At 43.8% G+C, this 15983-nt stretch carries 12 protein-coding genes; 10 read left to right on the plus strand and 2 right to left on the minus strand.

All coding sequences use genetic code 11. From position 1 onward, the window contains the following. The first annotated feature begins 1 nt into the window (after position 1). From LC090_RS03155 to LC090_RS03200, 10 genes are all read left to right on the plus strand, one after another. Positions 2-853 (plus strand): carbohydrate ABC transporter permease, encoded by an 852-nt coding sequence (locus LC090_RS03155; RefSeq protein ID WP_159785293.1) that lies wholly within the window; start codon positions 2-4, stop codon positions 851-853. Between the two features lie 107 nt (positions 854-960). Beyond that, positions 961-1752 (plus strand): carbohydrate ABC transporter permease, encoded by a 792-nt coding sequence (locus LC090_RS03160; RefSeq protein WP_048312872.1) that lies wholly within the window; start codon positions 961-963, stop codon positions 1750-1752. 12 nt (positions 1753-1764) lie between these two features. Further along, entirely contained in the window at positions 1765-3483 is a 1719-nt protein-coding gene (locus tag LC090_RS03165) for a glycoside hydrolase family 35 protein (RefSeq protein WP_226655184.1), read from the plus strand. 13 nt (positions 3484-3496) lie between these two features. Beyond that, positions 3497-5698 carry an alpha-galactosidase gene (locus LC090_RS03170; RefSeq protein WP_226655186.1) on the plus strand — a complete coding sequence of 734 codons (2202 nt, stop codon included), beginning with the start codon at positions 3497-3499 and terminating at the stop codon, positions 5696-5698. A gap of 15 nt (positions 5699-5713) precedes the next feature. Continuing rightward, positions 5714-6703, plus strand: a complete 990-nt coding sequence (locus tag LC090_RS03175; RefSeq protein ID WP_226655188.1) for a LacI family DNA-binding transcriptional regulator — start codon at positions 5714-5716, stop codon at positions 6701-6703. Positions 6704-6722: 19 nt separating this feature from the next. Continuing rightward, positions 6723-7901, plus strand: a complete 1179-nt coding sequence (locus LC090_RS03180; RefSeq protein WP_226655190.1) for a galactokinase — start codon at positions 6723-6725, stop codon at positions 7899-7901. A gap of 25 nt (positions 7902-7926) precedes the next feature. Next, positions 7927-9459, plus strand: a complete 1533-nt coding sequence (gene galT / locus LC090_RS03185) for a UDP-glucose--hexose-1-phosphate uridylyltransferase (protein ID WP_226655192.1) — start codon at positions 7927-7929, stop codon at positions 9457-9459. Between the two features lie 68 nt (positions 9460-9527). Then, the gene (locus LC090_RS03190) at positions 9528-11534 is read left to right on the plus strand and encodes a beta-galactosidase (RefSeq protein ID WP_226655194.1); all 2007 of its coding nucleotides are present in this window, start codon (positions 9528-9530) and stop codon (positions 11532-11534) included. A gap of 59 nt (positions 11535-11593) precedes the next feature. Then, a complete protein-coding gene (galE, locus tag LC090_RS03195) occupies positions 11594-12586 on the plus strand; it encodes a UDP-glucose 4-epimerase GalE (RefSeq protein WP_226655196.1) in 993 nt (330 codons plus the stop codon). Beyond that, complete coding sequence (locus LC090_RS03200; protein ID WP_226655197.1) at positions 12583-13662, plus strand: M24 family metallopeptidase; 1080 nt, start codon at positions 12583-12585, stop codon at positions 13660-13662. The genes galE and LC090_RS03200 overlap by 4 nt, the downstream gene beginning before the upstream one ends. A gap of 69 nt (positions 13663-13731) precedes the next feature. Here the strand turns inward: LC090_RS03200 and LC090_RS03205 are convergent, their stop codons facing one another. Then, complete coding sequence (locus tag LC090_RS03205; protein ID WP_226655199.1) at positions 13732-15318, minus strand: zinc ribbon domain-containing protein; 1587 nt, start codon at positions 15316-15318, stop codon at positions 13732-13734. Positions 15319-15324: 6 nt separating this feature from the next. Beyond that, positions 15325-15807, minus strand: a complete 483-nt coding sequence (locus LC090_RS03210; RefSeq protein WP_226655201.1) for a zinc ribbon domain-containing protein — start codon at positions 15805-15807, stop codon at positions 15325-15327. Positions 15808-15983: the final 176 nt, after the last annotated feature.

Genomic DNA, 15983 nt, shown 5'->3' on the forward strand with positions numbered 1-15983 from the left:
CATGAATCGAGCGAAACGTTTTCCATATTTATTCGCAGCTCCGGCCATTCTGCTTTTCTTAGCATTTACCGTTTATCCAATTATCGCTTCCTTTGTTCTCAGTTTTCAGGAACGAGTGGGTGGAGAATACGTTTTTGCAGGATTGAAAAACTATACACGCCTCTGGAACGATGATATTTTCTGGACGGCGATGCAGAACACATTCATTATCTTTGTTGTTCAAGTCCCAGTTATGATCATTCTCGCAATGGTACTAGCCAATGTGTTGAACAACCAGCTGTTAAAGCTAAAAGGATTTTTCCGAGTTTCTTTCTTTCTACCAGCTGTGACATCGCTTGTAGCCTACTCGATCTTGTTCTCAATCATGCTTCAAGAAGAAGGAATAATTAACACGGCACTTAGTTACATCGGCATTACGGCCATCCCTTGGTTATCCGATCCGTTTTGGGCGAAAGCTTCGATTATTATCGCGATGACGTGGAGATGGACGGGATATAACATGGTTATTTTCCTGGCAGCCCTTCAAAACATTCCAGAAGATTTATATGAAGCGGCTTCTCTTGATGGCGCCAACAAGTTTAAGCAATTTTTCTACATTACTGTCCCGCAACTAAAACCAGTGATTCTTTTTGCAGGTATCCTATCGACAATCGGAACGCTTCAGCTTTTCGACGAACCGTTCAACTTAACGGGCGGTGGACCGGCAGATTCAACGATGACCCTTGGACTTTATATTTATCAAAGTGGATTTGAATACTTTGACTTCGGCTATGCTTCCGCTATTGCATACGCGGTTGTTGTTATGGTAGGTATTCTCTCCATTATCCAATTCAAGATAGCAGGTGATGATTAATGGCTAAGAACCTAGAGGTAATTGAACAGTCGACAAATAAACTCACCCTTGCTGAAAGGCAACAAAAGAAACCGAAGAAAAAGAAGAATAAACTAAAAGCCGTTTGGATGTATACACTTCTTAGTATTTTCCTAGTTGTTTCCATCTTCCCGTTCTACTGGATGTTTATCGGTGCAACAAACGACTCTAGTAAAATGTTTACGAACCCGCCAACGCTTTTACCTGGCGATCAGTTTATGACAAACTTAACGAACTTAAATGAATCGATTGGTATTTTCAGAGTACTCTTTAACTCACTCTTCGTCTCAGGTCTTTATGTAGTGATTGCCCTTGCTGTTTGTGCGAGCGCAGCCTACGTTCTAGCGAAGTACAATTTCAAAGGGAAAAAATTCATCTTTACGGCCTTCTTACTTTCCATGATGATTCCTTACCAGGCAACGTTGATTCCTTTGTTTCAAATGATGTCTGACTTTAATCTATTAAACACGTACTTCGCGGTTATTGCACCGCAACTTTGTTTCCCATTTGCGATTTTCTTGTTAAGACAGAACTTCCTGGCTTTCCCAACAGAATTGATGGAGTCAGCGCGTCTTGATGGCGCAAGTGAAACCCGAATCTTTATCTCAATCGTGATTCCGTCGATGCGACCGGCTCTAGCAGCTGCATCAATTTTCCTATTCATGACACAGTGGAACAACTTCATGTGGCCGCTCGTTGTGTTGAACACGAACGACATGTACACATTCCCTGTTGCCCTATCTAGCTTAATGGGACTCTCTTATATCGACTACGGTCAAGTGATGATGGGCGTTACGTTAGCGACTGTTCCGATCATTGCATTCTTCTTAACTCTGCAAAAACAATTTATTTCAGGTATGCTCGGAAGCGCCTTGAAATAGGAGGAGGCTGTTATGCTGGAAGCGAGAAAGAACCAATTTTACCTAAACGACGAACCGTTTCAAATCCTGTCAGGAGGTCTCCATTATTTCAGGGTTGTCCCTGAGTATTGGAGAGATCGCCTTCAAAAGCTGAAGGCCCTCGGGTTGAATACAGTAGAAACGTATATTCCATGGAACTTTCATGAACCGAAAAAAGGTCAGTTTCATTTTGAAGGAATGGCTGACGTGGAGCGGTTCATAGCTGAAGCACAAGAAATCGGACTTTACGTCATTCTAAGGCCGTCTCCTTATATTTGCGCAGAGTGGGAAATGGGGGGTCTCCCTTCATGGTTACTAAAACAGGATGATATGGCACTTCGCTGTAGTCATCCTGCTTTTCTAAACCACGTAGAAGATTATTTCAATGAACTTCTTCCGCGACTGAAGCCATTTTTACAAAAAAATGGTGGACCGGTCATCGCGTTTCAAATTGAAAATGAATATGGCGCCTATGGCAATGATCAAAATTACCTTGCTTTCCATAAAGAACAATATGAGAAGCATGGCATTGATACGTTTTACTTCACTTCAGACGGACCAGATTTCATTAAGCAAGGTTCAATGGAGAATGTCGTGACGACGCTCAATTTCGGATCAAGACCAGAAGAAGCGTTTGCAGCTCTTGAAGCCATGAAACCTGATTCACCCAAAATGGTGGCGGAATTCTGGATTGGCTGGTTTGATCACTGGAGTGGCGAACATCATACTCGTGACGCAAAGGAAGCAGCTGAAGTGTTCCAGAAATTAATGGATATGGGCGCATCGGTTAATTTCTATATGTTCCACGGTGGAACGAACTTTGGCTTTTATAACGGAGCCAATCATTATGAGAAATATGCACCGACAATTACGAGCTATGACTATGATTCTCTTTTAACAGAGTGGGGAGATGTAACAGACAAATATCTCGCCATGGCGGATGTGTTGAAGCGTGTAACGGATGTTTCGGTTGAAGATGTTTCTAAAGTTGAGACGAAAAGCTATGGCGAAGTGAAGCTAACGGAGAGTGTCAGCCTATTCGATGTCCTTCAAGAGGTGGGAACCAAAGTAGAGTACGTGACACCACTTAGCATGGAAAAGCTTGACCAAAACTTTGGCTATACGCTTTACCGTACGACGATTCATGAGACGGGAGCGTTAGAGCTTGATACAACGCCCATTCGCGACAGAGCATTCATTTATGTGAATGGAAAGCATGAAGCGACGGTTTCCATAAATGATGAGAAAAAATCGGTGATGATTCCTTTTCCAGATGAGGAAAACACTTTTGAAATTCTTGTTGAAAACCTGGGCCGAGTGAATTACGGCAAGCACTTGTCTGATCAGAAAGGGATTGTGCAGAACCTCTGGTTAAACAATCAATATTGGTTTGACTGGGAAATGATGAAGATTGAAGGCGATCGCCTTCCTAAGACGTACACAGCAGGCGACCGTTATCCTAAATATCTTAAGGGCATATTCACGGTTGATCAATGCTATGATACATTTGTTGATTTGGAAGGGTTTACAAAAGGTAACGTGTATATCAATGGATTTAATCTTGGTCGCTACTGGCAGACGATGGGACCACAGCAGCGTCTTTATTTACCTGGCCCACTGTTACAGGAAGGTGAAAATGAAATTGTCGTTCTCGAATTAGAGGGACACACGGCAAGCGGCGTCACATTAATAAACGAACCTAAACTCGGATAAAGGATCGATGGCAATGAGTATTCTCGTTAATCAACAGCAGTTTCATCTCACAAATGGAAAAATCAGCTACATCTTTCAGGTTTTAAAAAATGGGCAGCTCGGTCATCTGTATTTCGGAAAAGCGCTTCGTGAGCGCGATTATCGTCATTTTCAGAGAACAAACAACCCAACACCGGCTAGCTGCCATACGTATGAGGACGACGCGGCTTTTTCGCTTGAAACGATTCAACAGGAGTATCCTGTTTATGGAAAAGGGGATTTTAGAGAACCTGCTTTCATGATATCGGACGGTCAAAAGCCAATTGCGAATTTTGTCTACAAATCACATGAAATTGTGAAGGGGAAACCATATTTAAAAGGCTTGCCGGCAACGTATGCACATACAGATGAAGCGGAGACGCTCCTCATAGTATTGGAAGATACTTATCAGCAGGTAGAGCTCGAGCTGAGCTATACGATTTTTAAAAATGAAGCAGTGATCGCTCGAAATGTTCGTCTTATTAATAAAACGGATGGTGCACTTTCCATCGATCGCATGATGTCCTTGTCTGTTGATTTACCTCATGCTGATATGGAAATGGTCCACCTCTCCGGTACGTGGGCCCGCGAGCGTCATGTGAAGAAGAGGAAAATCGAGCAGGGCATCCAGTCGGTTTCCAGTATTCGCGGCGCAAGCTCTCATCACCACAATCCATTTCTCGCTTTAACAGCGCTTGATGCTACAGAACATATAGGGGAAGTATTTGGCTTTCAGTTTGTTTATAGCGGGAATTTTCTTGCACAAACGGAAGTCGATCACTACGGTACTGCACGTGTGCAGGTTGGGATTCATCCAATGGGCTTTCAATGGAATCTTAGTCCGGGCGAAACATTTCAAACCCCAGAAGCGCTCATGGTTTATTCGGATCAAGGGATGAACGGGATGAGTCAAACATTCCATCGCCTGTATCGCCATCAGCTTATTAGTGAGCAGTGGAAGAACAAGGATCGTCCTGTCTTAATCAATAACTGGGAAGCGACATATTTTGATTTTAATGAAGAGAAGCTTCTTCATTTTGCGAAGGAAGCGAAAGAACTGGGAGTAGAACTGTTCGTTCTAGATGACGGGTGGTTTGGAAAGCGGAACAACGACCGTTCGTCGCTTGGGGATTGGACGGTTGACTTAGAAAAGCTTCCAGATGGCATTGCTTCTCTTGCAGAAAAAGTGAAGAGCACCGGACTTCAATTTGGTTTGTGGTTTGAGCCGGAAATGATTAGTCCTGATAGCGAGCTGTATAGAGAGCACCCTGAATGGGCGATAGGCATTCCAGGTGAACACTTTACACTTGGACGCAATCAGCGCGTACTTGATTATACACGACCTGAAGTAGTGAACTACATTTTTGAACAAATGAAAGAGATTATTGAGGCAACGAACTTGGACTATATTAAGTGGGATATGAATCGGAACATTACGGAGGCCTACTCTGCAGGTTTAGAGAACCAGGGTGAGTTTTTCCATCGCTATATTCTAGGTGTCTATGATCTTTATGAGCGCTTAACATCAGAGTTTCCAAATGTACTGTTTGAATCGTGTGCTGGGGGCGGTGGGCGTTTTGATCCGGCACTTCTCTACTACGCACCACAAGCATGGGCGAGTGATGATACAGATGCAGTAGAGCGTCTAAAAATCCAGTATGGTACATCGATGGCGTATCCTATTTACAGCATAGGCTCTCATATATCTGCCGTCCCAAACCATCAAACGCTTCGTGAGACCCCTCTTTCGATGCGAGCTGATGTTGCGTATTTTGGAACATTTGGATATGAGTTGGATCCTTCTAGCCTATCAAATGAGGAAAAAGAAATTGTGAAAGCCCAGATCAAACGTTACCAATCACTGCGTCATCTCGTTCGTGATGGCGAGTTTATCCGCTTACAAAGCCCGTTTGAAAGCAATGAAACGGCCTGGATGATTGTTTCAAAGGATCAGACTGAAGTGCTTGTTGGCTGGTATAAAGCATCAAGTACGCCAAATCCACGCACCAATCAGTTTGTGAAGTTAAGAGGTTTAGCTAGTGATCGAGGTTACAACGTTGATGGGGAAAAGTATTTCGGAGATGAACTGATGTTACACGGGCTACCGCTACCAGTTGAGTTTAACGGTGCGAATGGTGAGCAAGCTGAGCGCGGTGGAGACTTTCAATCGAAGGTGTTTTACTTAAAAGCAGAATAAAAAAGGATGATGGCCATGGCAACGATTAAGGACATCGCACAAAAAGTGAAATGTTCCACATCGACCGTTTCACGCGTCCTCAATTATGATGAAACGTTATCAGTGTCGGATGATACGAAAAAGCGAATTTTTGAAGTAGCAGAAGAGCTTTCTTACAGCAAGAAGCGTGGAAAGAAGTCGCTAACACCGAAAATTGCCATTATCCACTGGTATACGGAAAAGGAAGAGTTGAACGACCTTTATTATATGTCGATTCGACTCGGAGTTGAGCAACGCTGTCAGGAAGAGCGGCTTGAACTCGTGAAAATTTTTAAAGATAACTATGATGAATTAGAAAAAGAAAACATACAGGGTATGATTGCCGTTGGAAAATTTAGTAGTCAAGAAATTGCTTCATTAAATAAAGTTACACCAAATATCGTTTTCGTTGACTATGATCCAGATAACGAGAGGTACGATGCCGTTGTCGTTGATTTTGAGAAGGCGACAAAAAAAGTACTCGATTATTTTACAAGTAAAGGTCATGTGCGAATTGGCTATATTGGCGGAAGAGAAGCGTTTCGGGACGCCAGCGCTGAAATTGTTGATGAACGTGAGCTTACGTTCAAACGCTATATGACAGAATGCGATCAAGATCATGAAGCTTACGTTTATACGGGATCATTTACGGTTGATGACGGCTATTCCCTTATGAAGCGTGCCATTGACGAGCTTGGTGAAGAGCTTCCAACCGCATTCTTTGTTGGGAATGACACGATGGCAATTGGCTGTCTTCGTGCCTTGCATGAAAATGGGATCTCTGTTCCAGACCGCGTTAGCTTAATAGGTGTCAATGATATTAGTGTCTCAAAATATGTCTACCCTGCTTTAAGTACGGTTAAAGTGTACACCGAATTGATGGGTGAAACGGCAGTTGGACTTTTAATGGAGCGTCTATTAAGAAGAAAAGTCGCAAAGAAAGTAACGATGTCGACAAAATTAAAGCTGCGAAAAAGCAGTAAATAAACGAGGCCGGGTGAAAAAAATGAAATCGCTATATGCACAATTTCGAAAGGTGTTCGGAGACAGTGGTGAAATTAGAAGCTTCTTCTCGCCAGGGCGTGTCAATTTAATTGGCGAACATACAGATTATAATGGAGGACACGTATTTCCGTGCTCACTTAGCATTGGGACCTATGCGGTCGCTAGAAAACGAGAGGATTCTATCATTCGTTTCTATTCCATGAATTTTGAAGAGAAAGGCGTCATGACGGTTAATGCGGATAAGCTCGTCTATGAGGCTGAGCATGACTGGGCAAACTACCCAAAAGGGGTCGTATCGATAGTAAAGCAATCAGGTTATGATGTGAGCGGATTTGATGTGCTTTACTATGGCAATATTCCAAATGGAGCCGGATTATCTTCATCGGCATCCATCGAGTTAGCGACGGCCGTTTTATTGAATGAATTAAATGACATTCATCTTGAGATGGTTGAAATGGTGAAAATGAGTCAACGTGCGGAGAATGAGTTTGTTGGCGTAAACTGCGGAATTATGGATCAATTTGCGATTGGGATGGGGAAAGAAGCAGCGGCTGTTCTTCTTGATTGCAACACGCTTCAATATAGCTATAGTCCTGTTGTTCTCAAGAATGCTGCTCTTGTGATCGCGAATACAAACAAACGAAGAGGGTTAGCAGATTCAAAATACAATGAGCGCCGTTCTGAATGTGAGCGTGCACTTAGTCAGCTTCAGGAGCACCTCCAGATTGAGTCGCTTGGTGATCTGACGGTTGAAGCGTTTGAAGCGAATAAACACTACATCACGAACTCAATTGATCAGAAACGAGCAAAGCATGCGGTTTATGAAAACGTTCGTACGATTGAAGCAGCTAAACGGTTAAATGCTGGAGAGATTGACGTGTTCGGTCAGTTAATGAATGAGTCACACGTTTCTTTGCGCGATGACTATGAAGTAACAGGTCTTGAGCTTGATGCTTTAGTCGAAGCTGCCTGGGCAGAAGAAGGTGTCATCGGCTCCCGTATGACAGGAGCAGGGTTTGGAGGTTGTACAATCACCATTGTTGAAAATCAGTTTTTACATTCATTCCAAACAAATGTAGCCAAAACTTATAAAGAGAAAACGGGCTTAACACCTGAATTTTACGTTGTGGAAATTGGTGCAGGAGCAAGAGAAATCAACCAGCTTTCAGAAGCGCTGTAAATCTGGAGAGGAGTGGAGAGAAACCATGAGAAGCATCGATAAAGAGATTAACCGTCTCCTCCAATATGGATTGAATAACCATCTGATTCATGAGTGGGATTTATCATACGCGCGAAATCAAATTCTAGAAGTGCTTCAGCTTGAAGAGATCGATCCAATATATGTTCCTTCGAATATCCCTGACAGCCCTGTTACGATTTTGGATCAAATTTTAGATTGGGCCTATGAAAATGGAAGACTCGTTGAAAATACGGTCACTTATCGTGATTTGCTTGATACAAAAATCATGGGATGCTTAACGGAAAGACCATCAGGCGTGATTGAGAAGTTTGAAAAGACTTATGAACAAACTGGACCTGAAGCAGCCACGGCTAACTTTTATCAATATTCAAAAGATGTTCACTACATTCGTACGGATCGCATTGCAAAAAATGAGGAGTGGCTCACATCAACGCAGTATGGTGAGATGGAAATCACGATAAACCTGTCCAAACCAGAAAAAGATCCAAAAGCAATTGCGGCTGCGAAAACAATGAAGTCAACTGGCTATCCTGAGTGCTTGCTTTGTAAAGAAAACGTCGGATATGCAGGGCGAATCAATCATCCGGCACGACAAAATCTTCGGATGATTCCTGTCACGCTTGAAGAGAAACAGTGGTATTTACAGTACTCTCCATACGTTTATTACAACGAACATGCCATTGTATTGTACGGAGAACACGAACCAATGAAAATTTCGCGCGGCACGTTTGATCGACTGCTTGAATTTGTTGGGAAGTTTCCTCATTACTTTATCGGCTCAAATGCAGACCTGCCAATCGTTGGCGGTTCTATTTTAAGTCATGATCATTTTCAAGGAGGAAAGCATGACTTTCCAATGGCAAAAGCAGAGATGGAGCGAGATGTTAACTTAACCGCTTATCCAAATGTAAAGGCTGGCGTTGTGAAGTGGCCGATGTCAGTGCTACGTCTGCAAAGCAACAATCGAAACGAGCTTGGAGAACTGGCCGATGCGATTCTTCAGTTCTGGAAAGAGTATAGCGATGAAAGCGCCGAGGTTCATGCGTTTACAGATGATGAGCCGCATAACACGATTACGCCAATCGCGCGTCGTCACGGCGATAATTATGAGCTTGACCTTGTGCTACGAAACAATCGCACGACAGAAGAGCACCCGATGGGACTGTTTCATCCTCATGCGGAGGTGCACCATATTAAGAAAGAAAACATCGGTTTAATTGAAGTGATGGGACTGGCAGTGCTTCCCGGCAGACTACAAGAAGAGCTGCACTTACTTGGTGAATCACTGATCGGTGAAAATCCACTAGAACAAATCGAACGTGATGAGCGGATTAGCAAGCATGTTGTCTGGGCGGACTCACTTCTTGAAAAATATCCGGACCTTAATTCATCAAATGTACAGGGGCGGTTGCGGGATGAAATCGGACTTATCTTCTCTGATATCTTAAGCCATGCTGGTGTCTTTAAACGAACAGTACCAGGTCAAGAAGCGTTTGATCGCTTTACGCATGCACTTAACATCCATTTAAATCAATAAGAGCTTGCCGATCCTGGCGAGCTTCTTTTCAAATTAGCAAACACAAAACGGCAAAAGGAGCTAATGCAATGTATATAGGTGTGGATTATTACCCGGAACAGTGGCCAAAAGAGCGCTGGAGTGAAGATGTCCGATTGATGAAAGAACTCGGTGTGAACGTTGTACGTATCGCAGAATTTGGATGGCAGTTGATGGAGCCTGAGGAAGGGACGTATGATTTCGCCCTTTATGATGAAGCGATTGATTTGATGAAGAAGAACGGGATCAAGGTGGTTCTTGGCACACCGACCGCAACACCACCTGCTTGGATGGTTGAAAAGTATCCTGAAATTTTACCTGTTGATCCGAATGGTACGGTTATTTCCTTTGGAGCAAGACGTCACTATACGGTAAACAGCGAAGTGTACCGTAAGTTTTCGGCAAAAATTGTAGAAGAAATGGCAAAGCACTATGGTCAACATGAAGGGATTATTGGTTGGCAGGTAGATAATGAATATGGTCATGAAAAATCAGATCGTAGCTATGGCGATGTTGATCAGCAGGCTTTTCAAATTTGGCTACAGCAAAAATATGACAATCTTGATGCGTTAAACGAAGCCTGGGGTACCGTGTTCTGGAGTCAAACGTATACAGCTTGGTCCCAAATTCCTGTACCACGTAAAGTCTTCCAGGAGCATAATCCGAGCCTGCTTCTTGACTTTGATCGTTTCTGTGCGGACGCGTATACATCTTACAACAAGCTTCAAACAGACATTCTTCGACAGCACGTTTCTGATCAGTGGATTACGCATAACTTTGTTTATACCGATCAGGCAATTAATCAGTGGGATATGTCGAAGGAACTTGATTTCATTTCGTTCGATAACTACCCGGTTTGGGGAGGGTTACCTGAGCCAATTGCGCCGGCTGCGATTGCTCATCAGCATGATCTTTGTCGTTCTTCTAAAGACGGGAAAGGCTTCTGGGTGATGGAAGAACTTTCAGGAGCGCAAGGTTGGAGTCGCATCGGCTACTTGCCTCGTCCAGGTCATATTAAGCTTTGGACGTATCAGGCAATTGCTCGCGGAGCTGAAGCAATTGTTTACTTCCGCTGGCGCGCTGCTCGTTTTGGAACGGAAGAGTTTTGTCACGGTGTTCTTGATCATGATGGGAGACCAAAGCGTAAATACAATGAAGTGAAAGAAGTGATTGATTCCCTTAGCGTGTTTGGGGATGAGTGGATTGCGTCTGAATACAAGGCGGATGTTGCCGTTTATTATGATGTGGAGAATGCTTGGGCATGGGGAATTCAGCCGCAAAGCAATGCGTTTGAATACAAACGAGAGTTCCTTCGCTTCTATAGCCCCGCCCATCGCATGAACGCGATGACGGACATTGTAACAAAAGAAAGTAATTTGGACGGATACAAGGTGTTGGTTGTACCGGTTTATTTCCTAACCGATCCAGCTGTTAATGAAAAAATTTCACGCTTTGCGGAGCAAGGTGGAACCGTCATTCTTTCTTATCGCGCAGGAGTGAAAGAACAGAATAATTTTGTCGTAGAAGATACGCTTCCGGGTGCACTACGTGAGCTCGCCGGTGTTGAAATAAATGAATACGAATCGCTTCAACTCGGTCAAAACAATCAGGTTGAAGGCATTCAAGGTGCTCTTAAAGGTGTGAACTCTGTTGCTTCGATCTGGTGCGATCTCGTAGAGCCGACAACAGCGGAAGTACTTGCTGAATACCGAGGCTGTTTCTATGAAAAAACAGCGGCAATGACGAAAAACCAGTATGGAAAAGGAACGGTGTACTACATTGGGTCGGCTCTTGAAGAGGAAATGATGGATCGTCTTTATGCAGAAATTTTCCAAGCAACTGATGTATCTATGATCGCTTCAAGTGAAAATGTGGAAGCTGTTACGCGTACAGGAAAAGATGGGACCATTTTCTTATCCGTTGTGAATCATTCGACGGATCATAACGGTACGCTCATGCTTCCAGACGGCACGTGGATCGATGCGGTTTCACAAGAGGAATATCGTGGGGAAATGACAGTCGCACCGCTTGGTTCCTATGTGCTGAAGTTTAACTAGTATTTTCCGGGAAATAACGATCGAATTCGACGATTAATGCTTTAATTGGAGGGGAAAACATGGCGATTTTAGTCACAGGTGGTGCCGGGTATATCGGGAGCCATACGGTTATGTATTTACAAGAGCAGAATGAAGATGTGGTTGTACTCGATAATTTAACAAAAGGACATGAACAAGCTGTGCTTAACGTGCCGTTGTATAAAGGAGATTTAACAGATGGAAAAGTGATCGATCAAATTTTTGCCGATCATGATATCGATTCTGTCATTCACTTTGCTGCGAGTTCACTTGTTGGTGAGAGCGTGACAAATCCGCTTGAATATTATCGCAATAACGTAGTGGGTTCCCAGGCACTTGTTTCAAAACTCATTGAACATAATGTGAAATACATCGTGTTCTCATCGACGGCTGCCACTTACGGAAATCCAGAGAGAACGCCGATTGAGGAAAATGATGTAACAAATCCAACAAATCCGTACGGTGAGACGAAGCTTGCGATTGAGAAAATGCTGCGCTGGTGTGATGATGCGTACGGCTTAAAATCAACTTCGCTTCGCTACTTTAATGCAGCTGGTGCAGATCCAGAAGGGAAAATTGGGGAAGACCATCAACCGGAGTCTCATCTCATTCCAATCGTCCTTCAGGCGGCGCTTGGTCAACGTGAGAAAGTATCGATTTTCGGTGATGATTATGATACGAAAGATGGTACGTGTGTACGTGATTATATTCATGTGCTTGACCTTGCGCAGGCTCACTACCTTGCGTTGAAAAAGATGAAAGAAACGAATGAGAGCGGTATTTATAACCTTGGTAATGGAAAAGGATTTACGGTGAAAGAAGTGATTGATACGTGCCGTAGCGTGACAGAGAAGTCGATTGAGGCAGAAGTAGCCCCGCGTCGTGCAGGGGATCCAGCGACATTAATTGCTTCTTCTTCGAAAGCGATGAATGAACTTGGATGGAAGCCTGTTTATCCAGAGCTTTCGCAAATTGTTGCGCACGCGTGGAGCTGGCATCAAAATCATCCTGAAGGGTACGGAGAACAGTCATGAGTATTGAGAAGGTGCGTTTGTTTTTAGAAGAACAGGGTTATGATGGTGTCTTGCTTAGAAGACGGAATAATTTCTCTTGGATCACAGGAGGGAATACGAATTACATCGTTCAGACGATGGAAGCTGGCGTGGCTGACTGGATCATTACGCGTGATCATGCGTATCTTGTCACCTCAAAAATGGAAGAACGCCGCATTGTGGAAGAAGAATGTGCCGATCTTTCGTTTTCTTTTGAGGTGCTGTCTGATGATTGGTACAAACCTGCTGAGCATTTAATTGAATCGGTAACGTCTGGAAAGCGGATGGCAGCTGACATGCCTTATGCAGACTGGGATGTGGTTGATGAAGAGCTTGGGAAATACCGTTCTGTTTTGACAGCAGATGAACGTGAGCGTTATCGCAGTCTGTGTCAAAAAGCTGCCAAAGCGGTGGAAGAGACGTGCCGTGAAATTGAACCTGGTCAAACGGAAAAAGAAATTGAAGCCCATCTTGCTACGAAAATTCTTGCTGGTGGGATGTCGATTCAGGTGCTTCTCGTGGCGACAGACGAACGCATCTATCGCTATCGCCACCCGATTCCAACTGAAAAGAAGCTGGAGCGTCAGGCAATGATTGTGATTTGTGCGGAAGAAGCAGGTCTTGTTGCCAACGTTACGCGACTTGTCTACTTTGGCGAAATGCCAGAAGAGCTTCGTCAGCATAGCGCTGCGGTTGCAAGGATTGATAGCGTGATGAATCATGCGACAAAAGTGGGTGCTACGGCAGGGGATGTGATTCAATCTGGGATCGCGGAGTACGCAAAGCAAGGCTTCCCGGAAGATTGGAAACTTCTTCACCAAGGTGGTTTAACCGGATTCAATTCACGCGAATTCCTTGCGAATCCTGACACGCCAAACAAGATTGTCGTGAATCAAGCCTATGCATGGAATCCTTCATTGCCTGGCGTAAAGTCAGAAGACACGGTTCTTCTAACAGAAGAAGGGTTGGAATTTATGACTTATACTGGAGAATGGGTGTATCAGGAAGTTGAAGTAGAAGGCGTTACGTATGTGCGGAATGCGGTGTTGGAGAGGTAGAGAAGTGAAGAGGGTGAAGGGGTGAAGGGGGTCAGGCGCGAGCCTGACCCCCTTCGCAAACAAAAAACCTCAAAAGTCCACCTCCAGCGGACACTTCTCGCTGGTTCTTCGCTTCTTCCAATATGCACCGCAAATGGCGAGAAGTGTTGAGAAGATAAAGCATTTGAAAAATGTCGTGATGGCGGAGGAACCGATAAAAAGAAATGGTACGTCTGTCATGTCTTGAAACTCTCCGGCTAGGAAATCGAACGTAAACGTGAAGCCTGTATTTAAACCGGCAGCTAGTAAAGACATCATAAAAGCATATAACAAACCAAATACGACAAACCGATGAAGCTGAATGGCGCCTCCCTGGTGCATCCTATAGCCTGCCCATAAGAACAAACCAATGGGGAGAAGTAACCCGAGCATCATATAGAGTTTGAGGTTTCCTGGATTGCTTGAGAGGAAGCTAAACATTGAAAAAGGATCATTTGTTTCAATTTTTAGCCCGCCAAGTGCAGAATACATCACCCGTAGTTTCTCATCTAGCAAGTTCATATCTAACGTAAGAGAAGAAAGGTTGAGCGTATTCCATAGAAGAAATCCGCCTTGAAACACAATGATCAGAAAATAGCTTGCGGGAATATCGTCAAAGCTAAGGAAAGGGTTAGCGTCAGACATAAAACGATAGAGTAATAGAACCATGACGGCAATTGAAAGTGAAATTCCGAATAGGATCGTCCTAATACTTTCTTTTAAAGGAGAAGATGTTAATTGTTTCATCGTGCCACTTCCATACAAACTACCAATAAACGAAAAGACTGTCCCGAGGAAAAATGCAGCAAAGAAAGCTTTTATGAACGGATAGTTGTTTTCGATCGCCAAATTTGCAACCAGACCGCTATCTTGTGCTGAAGCATCGAATTGGAATCCTGCGATTAGTGCAACTACTGCCGTTAGCATGCCATAAACAAGCCCGATTAAAAGTGAAGATACCCAATAGTGTTGAAACGTTCCTGAAGCTTTACGCCCATACAAATACCCTGCAATCAGAAGTGAAATAAGGGGCAGTAAAAGTAGGATCAACAGACCAGACTGAAGCTCAAGGTCTCCTCCAGATCGCTCACCAGCTTTCGTCATATTGAAGGAAAGCGTAGAGTTAAGGAGATGAGCTGACATCCAATAATCAGTCATTCCAAAGAACGGATCGGGTAATGGAGCATTTTCAGTACCGTAGTTATAATAAAAATCGTTTACGACTTCTGTCGGCCCAACCTCGATTAGGTCATTCAAGGTTTGTTGAAAAGTCGTGGCCTGCTGCTGAAACCCTTCTGATACAACGAAGGACATGATGCCGACCACAAGAAAGGCAAGGAAGGCGCAGAGTATGGCCAATCTTTTATTGATGCCGCTTAGATCGGGAATCGTATGAGACGTCGCCACCTTTTCCTGAGTGCGTTCCACTTTAAAAGGGACGAGGGGAAGTTGAAAAGAACCACACTGTAAACAGTATTGCTGGTGACCGCTGTTCTCTGTTCCACAATCTGAACAAAATTTTGGTTTGGCGCCCGATGTAAGGCTTGGATCCGCTGCATGAAGCTGAAAAGTCCCATCAAAAGGACAGTAATTGTCGCTAACCTCGTTGCCACATGTTGTACAGTACGTGATGATCAACACCTCCTAGCCGTTTTTCAAACCGCAACAACCGCAGAATCGAGCAGACTCAGGTACTTCTTCCTTACACATTTTACACGGTTGAGTTGCAAGCGCATGAGGGGGTTCTGATATCAGGACTTTGCATCCACAGCTTCCACAAAACGTATCCTCTTCTTGAAAGGAGGCTCCGCATTCGCAAACATGTTCACTTGATTCTTTTTTCATTTGGCTGAGGGCACGATTCGCTTGATAAAGTTCCAGGTCGTATGGAAGAAGGCGTTCAATTTGTTCAGTTAAATCAGAATGCTGGATTTCTCCTTTTCGAAGGAGGCGATACGTAAGCTCTCCAAGCTGGTTGATGACTTTCATGCGATTTGAAGCAGTATCACTTGCATGTTTCTTTAGTTGTGAAACTTCCTGTGCTGTTTGGAGTTTGTTTTTTCCTTGCTGAAGGCCATCTTGAAGTTTTGATAAACCTCCACCTATTTTGGTTTGTAGATCTGACATGCCCATCTCCTCCTTGCGACTATTCGCTCTTGTCGAGGAAGAACGAGTGCTTTTCCCGACCTTTTCATAGATATGATAAAAGTTCGAAATCATGTTTAAGAAAGCGGTTCTATAAATGGTTTGGAATAGCAGGCATAAATAGAAATCTCTCCCATATGATTTGGAATAATGGGCGG

Origin of the sequence: Guptibacillus hwajinpoensis, assembly GCF_020524165.1 — a bacterium.
GTDB classification, from domain to species: Bacteria; Bacillota; Bacilli; order Bacillales; family Guptibacillaceae; genus Guptibacillus; species Guptibacillus hwajinpoensis_D.